The sequence below is a fragment of the Streptomyces sp. NPDC051217 genome (genome assembly GCF_044455465.1).
In the GTDB taxonomy this organism is placed as follows: domain Bacteria; phylum Actinomycetota; class Actinomycetes; order Streptomycetales; family Streptomycetaceae; genus Streptomyces.
The window spans coordinates 26750-44345 of the sequence record NZ_JBITEV010000002.1 but is presented as its reverse complement, the minus strand read 5'-3'; the positions used below and the strand labels follow the sequence as shown (position 1 = coordinate 44345).

At 69.2% G+C, this 17596-nt stretch carries 17 protein-coding genes and 2 pseudogenes; 9 read left to right on the top strand and 10 right to left on the bottom strand.

Annotated features, from left to right (window positions below):
* Positions 1-102: 102 nt before the first annotated feature.
* A pseudogene (locus ACIBBB_RS05200) lies at positions 103-254 on the bottom strand (trypsin-like serine protease); the annotation flags it as partial.
* 236 nt (positions 255-490) lie between these two features.
* Here ACIBBB_RS05200 and ACIBBB_RS05195 point away from each other — a divergent pair.
* Positions 491-1186 (top strand): type 1 glutamine amidotransferase domain-containing protein, encoded by a 696-nt coding sequence (locus ACIBBB_RS05195; protein WP_398978914.1) that lies wholly within the window; start codon positions 491-493, stop codon positions 1184-1186.
* A 366-nt stretch (positions 1187-1552) separates the two neighbouring features.
* Positions 1553-2368, top strand: a complete 816-nt coding sequence (locus tag ACIBBB_RS05190; protein WP_398978912.1) for a DUF899 family protein — start codon at positions 1553-1555, stop codon at positions 2366-2368.
* Between the two features lie 138 nt (positions 2369-2506).
* Here the strand turns inward: ACIBBB_RS05190 and ACIBBB_RS05185 are convergent, their stop codons facing one another.
* A complete protein-coding gene (locus ACIBBB_RS05185; RefSeq protein WP_398978910.1) occupies positions 2507-3427 on the bottom strand; it encodes an oxidoreductase in 921 nt (306 codons plus the stop codon).
* A gap of 146 nt (positions 3428-3573) precedes the next feature.
* On the opposite strand from ACIBBB_RS05185, the gene ACIBBB_RS05180 reads away from it, so the two are divergent.
* Positions 3574-4503 carry a helix-turn-helix transcriptional regulator gene (locus ACIBBB_RS05180; RefSeq protein ID WP_398978908.1) on the top strand — a complete coding sequence of 310 codons (930 nt, stop codon included), beginning with the start codon at positions 3574-3576 and terminating at the stop codon, positions 4501-4503.
* Positions 4504-4625: 122 nt separating this feature from the next.
* Here the strand turns inward: ACIBBB_RS05180 and ACIBBB_RS05175 are convergent, their stop codons facing one another.
* Together ACIBBB_RS05175 and ACIBBB_RS05170 are read right to left on the bottom strand one after the other, a co-directional pair.
* A complete protein-coding gene (locus ACIBBB_RS05175) occupies positions 4626-5273 on the bottom strand; it encodes a hypothetical protein (protein ID WP_398978906.1) in 648 nt (215 codons plus the stop codon).
* A gap of 70 nt (positions 5274-5343) precedes the next feature.
* Positions 5344-5508: a hypothetical protein gene (locus tag ACIBBB_RS05170; RefSeq protein ID WP_398980078.1), complete on the bottom strand. Its 165-nt coding sequence runs from the start codon at positions 5506-5508 to the stop codon at positions 5344-5346.
* A 26-nt stretch (positions 5509-5534) separates the two neighbouring features.
* On the opposite strand from ACIBBB_RS05170, the gene ACIBBB_RS05165 reads away from it, so the two are divergent.
* Together ACIBBB_RS05165 and ACIBBB_RS05160 are read left to right on the top strand one after the other, a co-directional pair.
* Complete coding sequence (locus ACIBBB_RS05165; RefSeq protein ID WP_398980025.1) at positions 5535-5924, top strand: alpha/beta hydrolase; 390 nt, start codon at positions 5535-5537, stop codon at positions 5922-5924.
* Between the two features lie 135 nt (positions 5925-6059).
* Entirely contained in the window at positions 6060-7172 is a 1113-nt protein-coding gene (locus ACIBBB_RS05160; RefSeq protein ID WP_398978904.1) for a hypothetical protein, read from the top strand.
* A 268-nt stretch (positions 7173-7440) separates the two neighbouring features.
* Here ACIBBB_RS05160 and ACIBBB_RS05155 read toward each other — a convergent pair whose 3' ends face one another.
* Together ACIBBB_RS05155 and ACIBBB_RS05150 are read right to left on the bottom strand one after the other, a co-directional pair.
* Positions 7441-7695, bottom strand: coding sequence for a hypothetical protein (locus ACIBBB_RS05155; protein WP_398978902.1), 255 nt, complete (start codon positions 7693-7695; stop codon positions 7441-7443).
* Positions 7661-8032, bottom strand: coding sequence for an SMI1/KNR4 family protein (locus ACIBBB_RS05150; RefSeq protein WP_398978900.1), 372 nt, complete (start codon positions 8030-8032; stop codon positions 7661-7663). The genes ACIBBB_RS05155 and ACIBBB_RS05150 overlap by 35 nt, the downstream gene beginning before the upstream one ends.
* Before the next feature lie 386 nt (positions 8033-8418).
* On the opposite strand from ACIBBB_RS05150, the gene ACIBBB_RS05145 reads away from it, so the two are divergent.
* Entirely contained in the window at positions 8419-11574 is a 3156-nt protein-coding gene (locus ACIBBB_RS05145; RefSeq protein ID WP_398978897.1) for a discoidin domain-containing protein, read from the top strand.
* 234 nt (positions 11575-11808) lie between these two features.
* On the opposite strand, the gene ACIBBB_RS05140 is transcribed toward ACIBBB_RS05145, so the two are convergent.
* Positions 11809-12789, bottom strand: coding sequence for a threonine/serine dehydratase (locus ACIBBB_RS05140; RefSeq protein WP_398978896.1), 981 nt, complete (start codon positions 12787-12789; stop codon positions 11809-11811).
* Positions 12790-12991: 202 nt separating this feature from the next.
* A complete protein-coding gene (locus tag ACIBBB_RS05135; RefSeq protein ID WP_398978894.1) occupies positions 12992-13558 on the bottom strand; it encodes a dihydrofolate reductase family protein in 567 nt (188 codons plus the stop codon).
* Positions 13559-14245: 687 nt separating this feature from the next.
* Here ACIBBB_RS05135 and ACIBBB_RS05130 point away from each other — a divergent pair.
* A complete protein-coding gene (locus tag ACIBBB_RS05130; RefSeq protein ID WP_398978893.1) occupies positions 14246-14494 on the top strand; it encodes a nitroreductase/quinone reductase family protein in 249 nt (82 codons plus the stop codon).
* Positions 14495-14809: 315 nt separating this feature from the next.
* Here the strand turns inward: ACIBBB_RS05130 and ACIBBB_RS05125 are convergent, their stop codons facing one another.
* Positions 14810-15178, bottom strand: coding sequence for a low affinity iron permease family protein (locus ACIBBB_RS05125; RefSeq protein WP_398978891.1), 369 nt, complete (start codon positions 15176-15178; stop codon positions 14810-14812).
* 430 nt (positions 15179-15608) lie between these two features.
* On the opposite strand from ACIBBB_RS05125, the pseudogene ACIBBB_RS05120 reads away from it, so the two are divergent.
* Positions 15609-16113 (top strand): annotated as a pseudogene (locus ACIBBB_RS05120) (isochorismatase family cysteine hydrolase).
* A gap of 179 nt (positions 16114-16292) precedes the next feature.
* On the opposite strand, the gene ACIBBB_RS05115 reads toward ACIBBB_RS05120, so the two are convergent.
* Entirely contained in the window at positions 16293-16646 is a 354-nt protein-coding gene (locus ACIBBB_RS05115) for a PRC-barrel domain containing protein (protein ID WP_398978889.1), read from the bottom strand.
* 419 nt (positions 16647-17065) lie between these two features.
* Here ACIBBB_RS05115 and ACIBBB_RS05110 point away from each other — a divergent pair, with 419 nt between their 5' ends.
* Positions 17066-17578, top strand: a complete 513-nt coding sequence (locus tag ACIBBB_RS05110) for an SRPBCC family protein (protein ID WP_398978887.1) — start codon at positions 17066-17068, stop codon at positions 17576-17578.
* Positions 17579-17596 lie beyond the last annotated feature (18 nt).

The following is a 17596-nucleotide window of genomic DNA, read 5'->3' as shown; positions in this document are numbered from 1 at the left end:
CGGTGAGCGCGGAGGCGGAACTCAGCGCACAGTCCGTCGTGGCAACTGCTCGTGCCGAGTTCGGAGTTGTTTCCCCTGAGGGGTGCTGGACGACCGTGGCGCGTAACCGGTCAGGGCTTCTGTGACGGGCTGGTAGAACGTGGCCCCACCGTTCGGCAGTTGTCGCCGCCGCCGGAGGTGAGGCCGAGGGCGGCCGGCGCGTCGGCGAAGAGCGGGCCGACGCTGTCGCCGGGCTCGGCGCAGACGTTGGTCCGGGATCGTGCCGAAGCCTGGGGCGTCGGCGGACGCCGCCACGTTGCGCCGCTCAAGGGCGGCTGCGCGTCAAGATCGAACATCTCGTCCTGTGCGGAACGGCGATGGACCGCCGACCGCGCGGCAGCAGGGGCTCGTCAGGCCGGCGGCCGAGCGGTCGCCCGTATGCATACAGCCGAACGCCTGTTTTAGACTGGATTCAGTCGATTTGCTCAGACCTGTCGCGAGGAGGCGTGTGATGGCGAAGGTGCTCTTCATAGTGAGCGGAGCGACGTACTGGGTACTGAAGGACGGCACCAGGTACGCGACAGGCTACTGGGCCGAGGAGTTCGCGAACCCGTACAAGGCGATCACGGACGCCGGCCATGAGGTCGTGGTCGCGACGCCCGGTGGCGTGACCCCGAATGTCGACATGATGAGCCTGCGCCCGGCAATGGCGGGCGGGGAACAGGGAGCCCTTGAACTGGAGGCCGTCATCCGCGACGCGGAGGTGATGCGGCGGCCACTCAAGCTCTCGGACGTGCGTCTCGAAGACTACGACGCGGTCTATCTGCCGGGCGGCCACGGTCCGATGGCGGACTTGGCGTTCGACGCCGACGCGGGCCGGCTGCTGACGGCGCAGCTCGCCTCGGGGAACCCGCTCGCGATCGTGTGTCACGCGCCCGCCGCGATGCTGGCCACCAGGATTCACGGCGAGTCCCCCTTCAAGGGCTGGAAAGTCACGGGCTTCACCAACGAGGAGGAGGAAGGGGTGGGGCTGGCCCCCAGGGCGACGTGGCTGCTGGAGGACGATCTGAAGAACAAGGTCGGCGTCGAGTACAGCCGCGGCGAAACCTGGAAACCGTACATGGTGGAGGACCGCAACCTCGTAACCGGGCAGAATCCCGCGTCCGCCGCCGTTCTGGCGAAGCGGCTGCTGCAGATCCTCGGGTGAGCTCGCCGGTGAAGAAACCGAACGCCGCACGCGATCCGTGAACACGGAGGCGGCACGAGTCCGGCGAGTCTCCCGCCGAGTGAATCCCGTGTCAGGAGCGGGACGCTTGGCAAGGACCGAAGGGCACGATCGACAACTACCCGCCGCGGCCTCTCCCGGACTCCATCACGCGGACGCGTCCGCTCAGCAGTGAGCCCCGCCAGGCATGGTCACTCTCGGTAATGCGCTTCTATGCGTCCACGACGCCCCAGACCCACAGAGGCGCCCTTTGCGGCGATGAGTTCCGGTCCGGTCGCGAGTCTCCTCTGGTGGGCGTCGTATGGATTCGTACGGCGCTGCCCGGCCCGAGACATTACGGAGGACACCATGACGACCACGCCGAGTGACCCGACCCCCGCGCCGCCCGGCCGCCCGCCCATCGTCGACCCGGCCGACTGGCAGGCCGCCCGTGACGAGCTACTGGTGCGCGAGAAGGCCCACACCCGTGAGGGCGACGCGATCGCCGCGGCCCGCCGTCGGCTGCCGATGCTGGAGTTCGACGGGACCGCCGAGGTCGTCGGACCCAACGGTCCGGTCCCGTTCCTCGACCTGTTCCAGGGTCGCGACGAGCTCATGGTCTACAAGCACATGTGGTACGACGGCGCGCCGCACCAAGGGCAGTGCGAGGGCTGCACCACCACGGCCTGGCACCTGAAGGACGCCGTCTACCTCAACGCCCGCGGCGTCTCGTTCGCCATCCTGACCACGGGCCGGTGGGACGAGGTGGCCCCTTACGTCGAATTCATGGGCTACACCCAGCCCTGGTACTCGGTACGCGACGTGGACGCCCCGATCGGCGACCCCATGGGCTACCTCACCAGCTTCCTGCGCGACGGCGACCGCGCGTTCCTCACCTACTCCACGACAGCTCGCGGCAACGAGCGGGTCAACGGGTCCCTCGGCCTGCTCGACATGACGCCCTACGGTCGCGGCGAGGGTTGGGAGGACAACCCCGACGGATGGCCCGTGATCGGCGATGTACGCGAGGAGTACCCCTCCAGGGCTCGCCAGTCCTGCTGGTCCTGGCGCTCCGACGCGGACGGGAACGCCACGTGGGGCCCGACCAGCCGGCCCGTACCGCAGTGGACCCGACCTGGCGCGACCCCGGTGGAGACCCTCGGCCGCCAGGGTCATCACCACTGACAGGCCCTTTGTCGGCGGTCTCGGGGAGTGGCGCACGGCGGCGCGGTGCCGTTCCCTGAGGACGTACGCGCCCCGCGACGACTCGCTGGCGGAGCCGGGACGCCATATAGGGCAAGCTCGGCGCCTCGGCCGGTGCGGTCACGGATAGCTGATGCCGGTCAGCTCCTCGGCGGCGGCCCACAGCTTCCTCCCGACGGCGGGGTCGGCCGCCTCCGGGTTGGGCTCGGTCGGGGCGACCGGGCCGCGCATCTCCTTGAAGCCGGACGGCCCGAAGAACTGGCCGCCGCGCACGCCGGGCGCGCTCGCAGCGTGCAGCTGCGACCGTGCGCCCTCGTGGACCGAAGCGAACGCCCGCTGCGTCGCCCGGTCGACGGCCCGCGAGATCGGCCATTGGTCCTCGAACGCCCGCGGGCTGAGGTTGGTGCGGCAGATCCCGGGGTGGGCGATGACGCTGACGACGGGTGAGCCGGTCCTTTCCAGCCGGCGGTGGAGTTCGAAGCCGTAGACGGTGCAGGCCAGCTTGGAACGGGCGTACGCGCGGCGGGGTTTGAAGTTCTTCCGCGACATCAGATCGTCCAGGTCGAGGCGCGCGATCCGGTGGGCGGTCGAGCTGATGCTGACCACGCGGGGGCCTTCCGCGCGGCTGAGGGCGCCGAGCAGGAGGCCGGTGAGCGCGAAGTGGCCAAGCATGTTGACGCCGAAGTGGGTCTCGAACCCGTCGCCGGTGGTGCGGGCCGGGCCGAGATGGAGCACCCCGGCGTTGTTGACCAGCAAGTCGATCGCCGGGAAGTCGTCGTTCATGCCCTTCGCGAAGGCGCGTACGGACTGGAGGGAGGCCAGGTCGAGTTGGCGTGCTTCGATCTCGGCGTCCGGTACGGTCCGCCGGATGTCCGTGGCCGCCTGTTCTCCGGCGGCGGTGTTGCGTACGGCCATCACCACGTGTGCCCCACTGCGGGCGAGTTCGGTCGCTGTGACCAGGCCGAGTCCGGAGTTCGCGCCGGTCACGACGGCGACCCGACCGCTCTGGTCGGGCATGTCACGTTCAGTCCATTCGGTCATGACCGCTACTCCTGTACTGCTGGGAAAGGGTGTGCACGGCTGCTGGGCGACAACCGTAGGAGCGGGGCGGCGACGTGCCGTCGCACTCGTTTCCCTAGGAGTGCCAGACCTACCTTCGGCGGGCGCCGTACCCGCACACTGTCCGTATGGCTGCCGACCACTCGTTCGCCCGTGAACTCGGTGACTTCCTCCGCGCCCGGCGCGGCCGGCTGCGCCCGCAGGACGTCGGGCTGGAGCCGGGCCCCCGGCGCAAGGTCACCGGCCTCAGGCGCGAGGAGATCGCGCTGCTGGCCGGGCTGAGCACCGACTACTACCAGCGAATGGAGCAGGGCCGCGACGTACGCCCCTCCGACAACGTCCTCGACGACCTCGCTACGGCGCTGAACCTCGACGACGACGAACGCCGGCACCTCTTCGCCCTCGCCCAGGCGGCACGCCGGCCGCAGCGCGTCCGCAGACGCCGCGCCCCCGAACGCGTACCGGACGGCACCCGGCAGCTTCTGGCCACCATGAACACCCCCGCGGTGGTGCTCGGCCGCCACCTCGACCTGCTCGCGTGGAACACGCTCGCCGAGGAGCTGTTCGGCGACCCGGACCAACAGCCGCCGGAGCACCGCAACATGCTCACCTCGCTGTTCCACGACCCCGAGACCCGGATGCGCTGCCCCGACTGGGAAGCCACCGCGCTCCAGTACATCGGCATGCTGCGCACCGCCGTCGTCACCGACCCGACGCACCCGCGGGCCACCATGCTCATCGGCGAACTCAGCATCCGCAGCGCGGACTTCCGGCGGCTCTGGGCCCGGCACGAGGTACGCGAGACGGTGCAGGGGACGAAATTGTTCCGCCACCCCCAGGTCGGCGAGATCACCGTCCAGTGGGGCAGCTACCCGTTGCCAGGCAGTCCCGGACCGGTCATGTTCGTCTACACCGCCGAGCCCGGTACCCCGGACGCGGAAAGGCTGCGACTGCTGGCATCCCTGCGCGCCGCCCGCACCCGGCCCGACGCCCCGTTCCGGCAACGGGAGTTGGGCCCCGGGGACGAACGTCGTGCGGCGGTCGAAGGACCGCACTGACCCCGTTTCCCTGCCTCGTACAGCAAATCGTCGGGCGGACGGGCGGACGGGCGGACGGGCGGCGGACGGGCGGAGGGAGTGGATCGGCGGATCGAGGCTGAGCGGGGCCGGTGTGTGTCGGGTCAGTCCTGGTGGCAGGAGTCGCCGCAGTGAATGAACACATCGTCGCCAGGACCCCCGTGCGATCCCTCGCTGTAGGCGCCGCCGCCACCGTCGAGGCGATCGTCACCGTCTCCGCCGTAGAACACGTCGTAACCGCTGCCGCGAAGAACGTCGTCTCCGGGACCGCCGTCGATTCTGGTATACGCGTGACTGTTCGCGGCCATGGTCAAACGGTCGTCCCCGTCGGCCAAGTTGACGACCAGTGAGGTGAGTTCGGAAGCCCTGTCACCGGGCGGATACGTCGTACAGGTCACCGTGGTCCGGTCTTCGCGGTCGGGATACGCGCAGCCTGGGCCCGCGAAAATCCTCACCTTGTCGCGGATGGTGAACCGGTACTTCTCGTTCGCCGTGAAGTCGACGGTCGTCTCGTTGATCTGACCGGCGGACGCGGTGGAGTGGACCTCGTTGTCTTCGGTGACGGAGGCGGAAGCCTCTTGTGTCGTGGACGCGGCAGTCGGACTGCCCGCGTCGATGGGGGCGCTCGGCGGCTGCGCGGTGCCTGAGCCTCCGGTCCGCGACGTCAGGAGCACCAGGACGGCGATGGCGGCGACCGCGACCGCGGCGCAGACCACGAGACGGGTCCGGCGCGCTGTAGGAACCGTTGGCACGAGAGCCTCCTCCGGCGCGACTTGCTGCCACACACCCGTTGGGCGGCGCATCGAGAGGCGAGCGTGCGGCTCAGGCGCCGACGGCACCATATGGCGGCAGCCGCACGTCGACGATCGTCACCTCGGGCCGGTGCTCGTCGACCGCGGCAAGGAACCCGGGGCCGTCGGTGGCGATCGCGGCGATCTGGAAGCCCCGGGCGGCCAGCAGCAACTCCAGGCCACTGGACAGCAGCACGTTGTCACGTCAGCCCGGCGGCCGCGATCATCTGCGGAGACCGCGCCGCCCCGCGAGACACCGAGATCTACTGGCGCGACATCCAGCGCAGTCGCCAACAACACCCGCTCTTCGGGCCGGTCACCAACAACATCGACCCCTGCGCCTTCTGGCCCGCCCCACCGCACGAGTCGCCGACGACGGTCACCAGCGACGCGCCGGCCCTGATCGTCTCCGCCACGGGCGACACGGCGACCACCCACCGGGGCAGCCGCGCCATGCACCGCCTGCTGACCGGCTCCCGTCTGCTCACGGTGCGCGGGGTGATCGGTCACGGCATGTACGGCGAGTACGGCAACGCCTGTGTCGACGCCGAGGTGAACGCCTACCTGGAGTCGGGAGACCTGCCAACGGAGGACCCCAACTGCCGGAAATGACACCCTGACACACCACGTCCGATCCTTCTCGGAGTCGCTGCTGTCCCTCATCTCGGCCGTAGCGGCGGACGGCGAAAATGCGTTGGCCGGACGCGGCTGAGCTGCGATCATGCCTGTTTCCGTTGCGGAGGTCGCGTGTTCGTTTTCTCGTGTGCGGGGTGCGGAGCCGAGCTGACCGCCCCGCTGTCCCAGGTCGTCCTGCCGGTCCACGCTCGTCAGGTGTACGGGAACGGGTTCCAGCTTCCGGTGCTCATGGAATCGGGCACGTTCGCGGTGGACCCTGAGCCCTGGGGACGGCCGTGGCGACGATGGGAGGAGATCGATCCGGACGAGGCCGCGGCGCGCGGCATCTACGCACCGGTCCACAGCCTCTCCGACGGCGCACCGAGTGCGGTCGTCATCGCACCCGGAGATACCCGCGGCACGCTGCTCATGCCGGAGAAAAGCGGCGGCGCCTGCTGCGGTCTCGACGGAGCTGATGGCCCCAACATGGCGTGCGCGACGTGTGGCCTTCCCGTGGCGAGCCGGATCGACGACTGCTCGCTCTGGCAGGCGGTGTGGCTCGCCCCCAATGCCGTGCGGCGGCTCCCCGTCGCCGACACCGAACCGCTCTCCTGGGCGGAGCTGACGGCGGAGGGGAAGGGCACGCCCCCGCTTGAGCCGATCGCCAGGTGGGGAGGCCGGTCGGCGTCGGACTCCTTCTGGTCATGGAGCCCGCAGTGGGAAGCCGCGGCCGGCCGGGCACTCGCCCACCTGCTGGCCGCCTCGGAGGGGCGGCCGGTGACCGTCCCGGAGGGCCTGAGCGCGGAGGTGTTCCAACGCGCCCTCGACGCCCTGCTGCTCGCCGGCCCGCCGGTGCGGCGCGCCGTCCTGGCCGGGCCGGGACTTCCCGGTCCTGACATGGACGCCGACGTTCTCCTCGTACCCGTCCACCCGCAGACGGGGGAGACCTGGGCCCCGCCCGGACCGGCCGCCTCCGCATATCCCGTGCCACTGCCGTTCGGAGTATGGCGGTGGCTGGCCTTCCCCGAGCCGTACCTGCCCCTCCCTACGTCGGGCGTCATGCCCGACGGTGTCCTTCGCGACGAGGACCCGCCCGCGCCACGCCCGCATTACATGTTCCGGACCGACCCGGTGGCGTTCCGGCACACCCTGGTCCGGCTGCCGTCCGTCCGAAGCCCGTGGCTGCGCGAGATCCTCGAGAACCTCACAGCGCCGGTGCGCGGCCGCGTCTTCTGGCCGACCTGAGTGGTGAATCATCGTGTGGGCCTGTGGTGAGCGCAGGCCCGCGTCTGAGCGACTTCCGACGAGCGATGCCCGTCTCTGCCCGGAGGAACTTCGGCCTGGTCCAGCCGAGCGTCCGCTTGAGCGGCCGGAAGGTGTGCTCCACGTCGACGCGCCGGAGGCAGGCCCGCCGGCGCCGGTCGACGGTCTCGCCCCACGTGGCCGTGTCTCCGAGGACGAACTCACCGCCACGCGTGGGGCGGACGCTCGCGCATCACCCGGTCGTGGGCGACTACACCTCGTTGAAGCCGCGCGACGCGTCGTAGATGTCGGCCTCGACAACGACCACGAAGAAGAGCGTCACGACGTAATGGATCATCACGTGGTCTTCCCAGGCCGCGCGCGTCACAGCGTCTTTCGTATAGGCAAGGTGACTGTCGGCGCCTTCAGGCTCAGCTGCGATCCTGTTGACGAGACGCAGGAACTTCTCGCGGTCTTCGGCCGGTATGTAGTCACGGAACCGCGCGACCTGCTCGGTGAACTGCACGCGTCTCTTCATCGAGGCGGATTCTATGGACACGGCGAAGATCCCCGCCGGGAATAGTGGCCCGGGCCCTCATCCCGTCGCGTCGCCCGATGCCCATCAGGCTGTCGAAGGGAACATGGTCTTCGCTCCACGAGGTCTGCCCGGTGGTGGGGTACGTGCCGTGATCAGCAGCCACGATGCCGCCGTTCTGAACCCGCAGAAGGTCAAGCAGGGCCGAGGGCAGCCTCACACCGAGCGCACGCTCGGCTTCTCGCACCATCGCCTCCGTCAGGAGCTGCTGGACGCCGTAATCACCCTTACCCCAGAACGTCGCCGTGACCTCGTCGAATCGTCCCATGACACGCACCCTACGGTTCAGCCGCACGGGTTCACCTACAAGATCATTTCTTGGTCCGGAAAGACCCGTCGTAGGCAAAACCAAAGAGCCGCCCCGAGTGGCGGCTTGGCCCGCTCGATCGCCTGCTTCGGCCCGTCGGGGCCAACTGGCGGCAGACAGACGGTGATGCGCCCTTTGCCCATGGCGCCCCTTGAGTCGTGTGGACCGTGCTCGGCTCGGCCTGCCTTGGCCGGCTGCGCCGGTCGGCCGACCGGCGCAGCCGAGCCGCCGGACTGACGGATGCCGACGGTCGCGTTCGGGGTCTTGACGGTTTCGGCTTCGGATACGAAGAATGAGCGCGACGTTGACAACGTTGTCTTCGATTCCGTTCCAGGAGGCGTATCCGCGTGAACCACCACCCGGCCGAGCTGAGCAGGCGCCGATTCGCCCAACTGGCAGGCGTAACCCTCGCGTTGGCGACGGCTTCGTCCCTCGGCGTGCCATCGGCCGTGGCCGACGGCCGACCGGTCGTCCATCGCCCGGCTGCTCCCGACGGCATCGCTGACATCTACTACCGGGTACTGCTCACCCACACCCGCTGGTCCGAGACCCAGTGGGACGCGGCCAAGGGGTACTACACCGCGAAGGACTTCGGCTTCGCCGTCGTCCTCGGCAACGCCCTGCTGCTCACCCGTGGTACGTACGACGCCGAGCGGGCCGGCATCGACGAGAAGACTCTGCTCTCCCGCACCATCGACACGATCAAGCACTTCGCCGCCTCGAACCGCCTCACCGGTGGCACCGAATGGGGCCGCACGCTCTTCTTCGACACCACTTTCCAGCTCTACTTCGTCCTTGCCGCGCGCCTTCTCTGGGACCGGTTGGACAGCGCGACGCGCGACAAAGTCGACACGATCGCGCAGGCACAGGCCGAGTTCACCACCGGTCTCGGTACGGGTGACGACCCCGCGTCGGGAGACTGGACGCCGCACGGCCTCACTGGCGGATTCGTGGGCGACACGAAGCTGGAGGAGATGGGCGTCTACGCGCAGTCGCTGGCTCCCGGCCTCGCCTGGGCGCCCGACAGCGCGAAGTATCGGCAGTGGAAGGACGCCTTCGGCCGGTGGAGCCGTAACGAGGCCGGACTGCCGGCCGCGGACCGCGTAAATCCGGCCCTGGTCGACGGCGTCGCCATCAGCGACAACACCGCGCAGAACCTCTACGACAGCTTCATCGTCGAGAATCACGGCTCGTTCGGCCCGCACTACCAGTCCGAGCTGTGGCGAACGTCCGGGCGTAACGCGGCGCACTTTGTAACCGCCGGCCGGCCGATGCCGGAGGTCCTGACGTCCCAGCCGAATGCCGGTCTCCTGTGGGAGACGCTCCTTCTGGTGATGAGCGATTCGGGCGAGCCGCTGATGCCGATGGTCAACGACCGTGAGCACCTCTACGGACGTGACGTCATCCCGGTCGCGTTCCTCGCCCAAGTAATCGGGGACCGGGCCGCCGCCCGCGCCGAGGCCGCGCTGGCCGAGCGCCTGGAGGCCTACCAGGCGTACCCGCCGGTCAACCGGCTGACCAAGTTCTCCGGGGAACCCAAGTACGAGCCGGAGGCCCGCGCCGAGATCGCCATCAGCTATCTGTTGCACGAATGGCGGGCCGCTCAGGGCAGGGCCGTGCGCCCCCTCACGGAACGGGAACTGTTCGAACGGGCCAGCGGTGTACGGGACTTCGGCAGCGCGCCGGGCCTCGTCGCGCACCAGTCGCCGAGGGCCTGGGCCGGGGCCGTCAGCAAGCCCGGCTTCGTCAAGTTCGCCTGGCAGCCCGCCCACGACGACTGGCTGTTCGCCCTCGGCGGGACCACACCCATGTTCCTTCCCGCGACCACCGCCAGACCCGCCGCCCGTTCCGTCACCACGTACAGCGAACTCCGTGACGGCTTCGACGCCAGCGCCACGCTCCTCACGCTGCCCACGGGCTTCGCGGGTTTCACCACCCTTCCCTCCGGTGACGTCGTCTACGCGACCAGCGGCACCTCCGCCGGCGAGGGCCGCCTCGACGTGCACAACTTCACCATGCCGGGTGTCGCCGGTCTCGACGGCGGCCGTACCTACACCGCCGCCGAGGGAGCGACCACCGTCGCCGCCAAGGACAGCGGCGCCGCGACCCCGCCGCCGGCCGCCGGCGGGCGCACGGACGACATCACCCTCGCCAGGGCTTCCTACAGGTACATGAGGATGCAGGGGATCATCCCGGACCCGAAATACGGCTACTCCCTGTACGCGATCGAGGTCCGCGACGGTGCCGAGGGCGCGGACCTCGCCCGGGGTGCGACCGTGACCGCTTCGTCCTCCGACGCGGGCAAGGGCGCGGCTCTGAGCGTCGACGGCGACCTTACGACGCGCTGGGCCGTCGCTGTCGCGGACCGCACACGGGCGGACAGCTGGATCACTGTCGACTTCGGACAGGAGCGGGAGTTCGACCGTGTGACCCTCCGCTGGGAGTCCGCCGCGGGCCGTGCGTACGCACTCCAGGGCTCGGCCGACGGAAAGACCTGGACAGACCTGGCGCGCTACCCGAAGGCCGACCTCATCAGCACCGGAGGCTGGATCTCGGTGGACGGGCGCGCGGGCCTCGTCGTACGCGGTGCCAAGAATGCGCTCGCCGTCTACGGTGACACGCTCATCCTCTCGGACGGGCCGGCCGAGGCCGTCGTCGTGGAGGGCTACGCCGACGGTGATCCGTCCGAGGTGAAGGCGGCCGCGGGGCGCGAGGCACCCGGCTCGGGCCATCCCGACGTACGGGCGAGCACGGCGGGAGGGCACCTGAGCCTGTTCAACCTGTCGTCCGCCGCGGTGACCACCACGGTGTCCGTGCCGCAGGACACCCGCTCGGTGCGGTTGTTCGCGGGCACGCAGACGGTGACGGCCGACGGCACCGACTACCGTGCCGATCTCCCAGCCGCCCGCGCGGAGGTGACGCCCGCCCGCTTCCTCCTGCGTCCGAGTGCGGGTGGGCGCGTTCCGGCCGGACTGCACGCCGAGGTGGTCGACGCCGCCACGCTCCGGCTCACAGGGCCTTCCTGCCGTCTACTGGTCACTCCAGTGGGCGGGCGTGCGACGCACGTCAGCGTGCGCCGCGGTCGTACCGAGCACGTGACAGTGCCCGGTACCACCGCTTATCCACTCGCCGACGTAGCGCTTGGCCGGGTCACCTTCCCGACGGCGCCGCTCCCGTCCGGCATGTCCGACCCCGCGGCGGCGGTCGACGGCGACCGGCACACATCCTGGAGTCCCGGGGCCGGCGGTCGCATGGTGGTAGATCTCGGGGCGCCGACGGCGATCCGCGAGATCCGGATCAGCTGGACGGGAGGGCATGTGCCGTCGGCGGAAGCCGAGTTCAGCGCAGACGGTCTGGCGTACGAACCGGTCGGGACCTTCCGCACCAGGGGCCGTGACGCGACGCTCACCGCGAAGGGAACCGCCCGCTACGTCGCCCTGCGGATCCGGGGCCGGGCCGGTAATGACGCACGGGTGGTATCGCTTTCCGTGATACCTGCCTGACTCCTGCGCCGAGTGACTTCGCCGAGCGGGCAACGACGGCCACGACACCTCGCCGTGGCCGTCGTCCGCCGAGCGGGACGACGGCCACGGCCGAGGGGAGACTGGCCGCCGACACAGCGAATCCGCCGGCCGTCACGTCGGGAGCCGACCACCCGTCACCAGCGGTGTCGGCTCGGGCAACGACGGGTCACCTCAACTGCGGTAGTGGCGAGTGTCGTTGTGGGGGAGTGGGTGTTACGACCTGTGGATCGGAGCCGCGCCGACCCAGCGGTGATAGGCGCCTACGTCGACGTTGCTGCCGCACAGGATGGTGACGACGTGTCGGCCGGCGAAGCGGTCGCGGTCTTCGAGGATGGCCGCGATGCCGAGCGCGGCCGACGGTTCGACGACGAGGCCGGCGTGGTCGAGGAGCATCCGCATACCGGCGATGATCGACGCCTCCTGGACCAGGACGGCGTCGTCAGCGACCAGGAGGAGGTCGTCGAGGACGGCCGGGATGGGGCGCCGGCCGGCGACGCCGTCGGCGATGGTGTCGGTCGAGTCGGTGGTGACGACGCGCCGTTGGTGCCACGAGTGTGTCAACGCCGGTGCGCCCAGCGGCTGGACGCAGACCACCTCGACCTCGGGTGCGCGGGCCTTCATCACGTGGCCCACGCCGGTGGCCAGCGCCCCGCCGCCGAGCGCGATCAGGACGGTGTCGAACGGCGGTACGGTGTCCACCAGTTCCAGGCCGATGGTCGCCGCGCCCTCGCAGGTCTCGATGTCCAGGCTGTCCTCGACCAGCCGAATGCCCTCGTACCGCGCCACGGCCGCCGCCCGTTCGCGGGCCAACTCGTGGTCGCCGTCGACCAGTTCGAGCCCGGCGCCCAGCGCGCGGATGCGGTCGAGCTTGGCCACGGTCGCGAAGCGGGATGCCACGACGGTGACGTCGAGGCCCCGGCCGCGACCGGACCAGGCGAGGGCTTGGCCAAGGTTGCCCGCGCTGGCGCACACCACCGCTCGCGAGCCACTGTCGGCGAGTTGGCCCGCGACCACCTCGGTGCCGCGGCCCTTGAAGCTGCGGACCGGGTTCGCCGTTTCGAGCTTGATGCTCACGGTGCACCCGAGTTCGGCCTCCAGCGCCTCGCATCGGTACAGCGGAGTGTTGAGAAAAACCGGGTCGATCACCTGGCGAGCCGCCAGGATCCGAGCGGTGTCGAGGCGCGTTCCCTGCACGGCACAGAGCTTAGGGCGTGTGGTGGAAGTAGCGTCGTCCGCCCGCGGGGCGGGGCTCGCGGCGGCTGGTGCGTGCGATCGCGAGGCGGAGGATCGCCCTCGTACCGGGCGTACTCGGGTGACCCGAGTACGCCGCGAGCGTGCGTGCCAGGCGTCGTGAGCCGGACGGGACTTTCACCACACGCTCTGGGTGTGCCGCTGCTCAGCGCCTCGTCTCGTACCTGGTCAGGATCACGCCGCCGGGAAGCGTCCGCGTCTGAACCAGGTTCAGGTGCACCCAGCTGTCCAGCGCGGTGAAGAACGGAGTGCCGCCGCCGACCAGGACCGGATGGGCGGCGATCGCGTACTCGTCGATCAGCCCGGCGCGCATGGCCGCCCCGGCGAGCGTTGCGCCGCCGATGTTCATCGGGCCGCCGTCCTCGGCCTTGAGCCGGGTGATCTCGGCGATCGCGTCGCCGGTGACCAGGCGGGTGTTCCAGTCGACCTTGTCGATCGTCGAGGAGAACACCACCTTCGGCGTGTCCCGCCAGTTCCGCGCGAACTCGATCTCCGCCGGGGTGGCGCCCGGCTGCTGGTCGCCGGTCGGCCAGTAGGAGCTCATCGTCTCCCATAGCTTGCGCCCGTACAGCGACAGGCCACTCGCCTGCTCGTGGTCGAGCCACCACTGGAACAACTCGTCGCTCGGCGGTCCGCTAAAGCCGATGTCATCGCCGGCCGCGGCGATGTAGCCGTCCAGGGTCAGGTTCATGCCGTAGATCAGTTTCCGCATGGCTCAGCCTTCCGTCCGTGGGTGTCCGGCGTATAGACCAGCGTGGCGCGGGAAACTCATCGGTGCGCGATCTGGGCTCGCCGGTAGTCCTCGTGCTCGGGGCTCAGCGTGGTGTACTCGGCCGACACGGGCGAGCCGCCTGATCTCGACCTCGCCCTCGCGAAGAAATGCCACGGATTTGAACTGATCATGGGTGACAAGGCCGCGAGACAGCCAAGAACGCCCAGGTCACGCAAGATCGACATGTCACAAGCGGCGAGACCCCACATCTATCGGGTTGCGGACCCGTGCGGGTTCGGGGCCCGGTAGGTGCTCTGGCGGTTGCGGACAGGTGCGCACCAGCCCCTGCACCGGTGGCCGCGAGAACGCCGAGCAGTCCTCATCCCTCCGTCGGTATCTCCTCGTCCTCCGACAGGAAGAACGCACCAACGCCAGGGGGCCAACGCAGTCAGACCCACAGCCGAACCGCCTCGCACCCAGAAGTCCAGGTCGCCGCCGACCTTGGTCTCGACCGGCTCGCAGAAGCTTTCAAGCCACGGGACTACATCGGCCACGATGTCACCGAACTCGCCCGCCTCGAAGAGCCGGCCCGACTGCCGGTCCCGACATGTCGCCCCCAAGGAGTCGTGTCCCGGTGCCGTCCGGGCCCGGTTTCGCCAGGCCCGGACGGCAGCCGCTTAATCTTTTATGGGACAGCCCTTGGTGCCACCGGCGCGTGCCGACGAGGATCCGGCGTGGTTCAAGAACCTCCAGGCGGGCCCGAGCGTCGGGGTGCAGGCCGGTGGCCGCCGGTTCACCGCTCTCGCCCGGGTCGCGTCTCCGGCCGAACGCGAGTCCCTCTGGCCTCAGGTGGGGCGCATCTTCCCGCTGTACGACGAGTACGCACAGAAGACCGACCGCGAAATCCCGATCGTCCTGCTCACTCCGCAGGACTGACGCGAGCCCAGCCACGACAGAGACCCGAACACCCAGCCGGCCACCCACGCGACAGGCGCGCCCGCCACCACGCGGCCGGGACGTGGGCACGGTCCTCGGCGGACGCCCGCGAGGTGCTGCTCATTCACCGGCCGTAACGCGCTGAGCCGATCGTTCCGCCGCGGGGAGGGTGGTGCACCGTCTCCTCAAGCGGAGCGGGCACGCCCGCCACAGCTCACGCCCCCGCCGCGGCGGGTGTGCAGGCCCGGAGCGACCCGCGGACCCGCGCTGCCCCTGACCGACTGAGACCGCGCGGGGCGAACACGGCCCCGGAGGTCAGGTGTCGTCCTCGATCTTTATTGCCTCCCTCAGGCTGTGCACGGCCGTGCCCTGCTTGCCTTCCTGTGTTTCGAGGAGAGCCGCGGCAATGGCGTCCAGCTTCAGCTGGATGGCGTGCTCCGCGCGGCGCTCGGAGTTTTTCAGCAGGGCCAGCAGCAGCAGCGTCACGGCGGTCATCGACTCGCCGGCGAGCAGCAACCAGGTCACGTCGAGCTTGGCGAAGTGCGCGCCGATGACTATGCCGACGAGGACCATGCAGGCCCCGAAGAATGCCGGTGAACTGGAGAAGTTGGAAGCGTACTCAGCAAGGCGGGCGAACCGTCCGGGCCTGTCCCCGCCACGGTTCGCGGGATGTTGAAGCGTCATGCACCCGACCGTACACACGTTCTTTCCATCCTCGGACGGCTGCGTCGGCCGTGCTGTGTTCGCCGGCGAACGGTACGAAACAAGGACGAGTTGTGCTTCACGCCGACCTTCGCCTCCTGAGCCGATCCTGCCGAGGCAATCGAACCCGAGGCGCCCCCCCCTGTCGGCGTAGTCGACTGATCCGCGTGCTCCACCGACACCGAGGGCGTATCCCGATCCGGATGCCAATGCGTGGGTCCCGAACGGCTCCAGCGCTGCGTTCAACAACCCGGGTCAGGACCGCCAACCCGGCAAACCAATGCGGTCACAGGGCCCTAGACGCGTTCGAGGGCGTGGTGGGGGAGTGAGGGGAGTTCGACCTCGATGAGGTCGGTGGGGCAAACGGTTTCGCCGTGGCGGACCACAGTCATGATGCCGGACTTGAAGGTGAATTCGCCGGACAGGGGGTCCAGGGGATGCCGATCTCCTCCTGCCGTCCGCGAGGGAAGCGGTGCCTCGTATCGCGCGGCTGATCGACGAGGTTCGGAGCCACAGGGTGCCGGTGATCTACGTGAACGACAACTTCGGTGAGTGGCGCTCGCACCACGGTGAAATCCTCGAAGCGGCCTTGGCCGGCCCGCATGCCGATCTGGTCGAACCCGTCAGGCCGACGGACGACTCCCTTTTCGTCGTCAAGGCGCGGCATTCGATCTTCTACGAGACTCCGCTGTCCTACCTGCTGTCCCAGCTGGGCGTCGGTCACGTGATCCTCTGCGGTCAGGTCACCGAGCAGTGCGTGCTCTACTCCGCTGCACGCGCACATCCGGCACCTGCGGGTGACGGTGCCCGAGGACGCCGTGGCCCACATCCATGCGGACCTGGCTGATGCCGCCCTCCAGCTGATGGAACGGAACATGGGTGTCGCCATCCGGAATACCGTCTCGATCGATTTCTGACTCCCTGCCCGTAGGAGACGCAGCGCCGAACGCGCGGGGTAATACGTCGAGCCGCATGCGGTTCCCTGCCCCGAAAAAGCTGTCTTATCGACGTGGTAGACGGCAAGGGGAATAGGAAATGCGAGTGGGGCGGACCGGTCGGTATCCGGTCCGCCCCACTCGTGCTGTGGCGCGATGTGTCAGAGGGGGCGGTGCCCTTCGTAGTAGCTGCCGAGCTGCTGGTGATAGCCGACGTCGCCGATGTGCTTGTCCTTGTCGAACTCCGGGGAGTCCTTGATCTGCTCCTTGGTGAGATCGACGAAGACCGTGCGGGCCGCCTGGTCCACCGTCCGTACGACGCCGGCCGGCAGCAGAACGTGCTTGCCGAAGATCCAGACGCCCGTGTCGACCACGAGGTACGCGGAGCTGACGTCGTCGGAGTGCTTGTCGACCTTACCGACGCTGCCGTCGGTCGCCTCGACCTTGTACCCGATGAGGTCGGTACCCGCAGTGTGGCCGGCGGTCGGCTGATAACCCCAGATGCTGTCGCTCATAAGACGTCTCCTTCATGCGTAGAAATGCCTTCCCCGTCACCAAGAACGCGAAAGACCGAGCGGATTCACGCCGCACCCGTAGGGCGGCGAGACGTTTTTGTCCTATTCATCGCTTGCCCGGGGGTGCGGGTCTCACACTCTCTGTCTTCGGAATGAATTCAGGAAGCGGACGCACAGGCATGTCCTCGCCGATCTCCACCTTTCTGGTTTCCGCAGGTGAGGGCCTAAAATTTCCCTGAAGCAACTGTTGGATGCGAGACGCGGCGGTGCGCCGTCATGTCGCCGCCTGACCCCTCGTCACCTCCCAGGATCATCCCGCAGCCTTCGGTTGCGGCACCGACCGGATTGGGAGCGTCCGGGGCGGGCACCCGACGGCGTGGATGTACGAACACGGTCCGTCGCGGAGAGGCAGGGCAGCTATGAGCGTCATCGAAGGTGCTGTCGATGTCGGTGTCCCCGTCCATATGGCCTACGACCAGTGGACTCAGGTCGAGTGCTTCCCCCGGTTCATGAGTGGAGTGCGCCGGGTGGAGCGGTCGCGTTCCTCGATGACGCACTGGGTGGTCAGGTTCGGCGGTGTGACCCGTGAGTTCGACGCGGAGATCACCGAGCAGCGTCCCGACGACCGAGTGGTGTGGCGCACGGCGGGCACGCCTCGGTTGACCGGCTCGGTGCGTTTCCGGTCGCTGGGGGACACCGGCTGCCGGGTTGTCTTCCGTATCGAATTCACTCCGCGCGGCCCGGCCGAGCGTGCCGGGGACGCGCTGGGCGTGGTTCGCAGGCAGGTGCACGGGGATCTTCGGCGCTTCAAGGAGTACATCGAGGGCCAGGGCCGGGCGACCGGGCAGTGGCGGGGAACGATCAGCGGCGGCCATGTGAAACCGGACTCCGACCGTCTGCCGCCGCGGGTGCCGAACTGGCCGAGCGGCTGAGACAGCCCGTACGACAGC